This window comes from Oleiphilus sp. HI0067, assembly GCF_001635735.1.
This window is the reverse complement of the sequence record NZ_LWFI01000037.1, coordinates 1-766: the sequence shown is the minus strand read 5'-3', so window position 1 is coordinate 766 and position 766 is coordinate 1. Positions and strand designations below refer to the sequence as shown.

Here is a 766-nt window from a genome sequence, read left to right as displayed (position 1 = left end):
TTGCGTTTCATCGATCGACAAACCCAACTTTTGGAGACTTTCAGTTGCCTGAAGAAGTGTAGCGTCGAGCAGTAGCTGATCGGTTTCTGAGAAGTCTACTTCTCGGGTAGCATCCGCTATGTCACGATTAATACGATCAATACGGTTTTGCTTCGCTACATATTGTCTTTGCAAAGCGTCTAAATCCGCCTGCGCCTTGTTTAAACTTTGCTGCTGCGAATCATTCAAATTCGCTAAACGCTGTTCAAGTGCATTTTTTTCTGCAACCAAGTAGGCATATTCTTTCTGATAAGCCAGTTCTAATTCGTTAGCATTTAGCACTAGCGAAGTCATCACCAGCACTGTCAACGATATTATTTTTACGAAGATTTTATTCATGGGAATCACTAAGGTTCTCGTTATAGTTAGCAAAGCTACTGAGCCGCGATGCTTGGTAGAATGTTGGGAACCGTGAACATTCCATTTCGAATATTCTTGGCAAATGCATCAAACAGGTAATCAAGATTTACACTCGCTTCTCGGCCGTTCAGTTCTTCTTGTACCCAAGCTCCGTCTACCTGCTTAATTAGTCCGTAGCTGTCATCGGCACCTTGGTAGAACGCAGCAATCTTGCCCAAACGCAATACTTTTACTAATTGCTCATTCCCACCAATTAAAACCGTTTCGTTATAAATTCCACTGCTACGCCCCATCATTAACTCGTCCTCTACGAAGGCCCACAACTGATTTACCGCTTTGTTTGGAGTGATAAGATTGGCATCAAGGC

The 766-nt window shown here is 43.0% G+C and carries 2 protein-coding genes; both read right to left on the bottom strand.

Annotated elements, in window-relative coordinates; genetic code table 11:
- Window positions 1–378, bottom strand: a 378-nt coding sequence (locus tag A3739_RS00730; RefSeq protein WP_156502211.1) for a hypothetical protein, incomplete at its 3' end; no start/stop codon positions are given.
- 35 nt (window positions 379–413) lie between these two features.
- On the bottom strand, window positions 414–766 hold a 353-nt coding region (locus A3739_RS00725; protein ID WP_156502210.1), incomplete at its 5' end, for a DUF3450 family protein.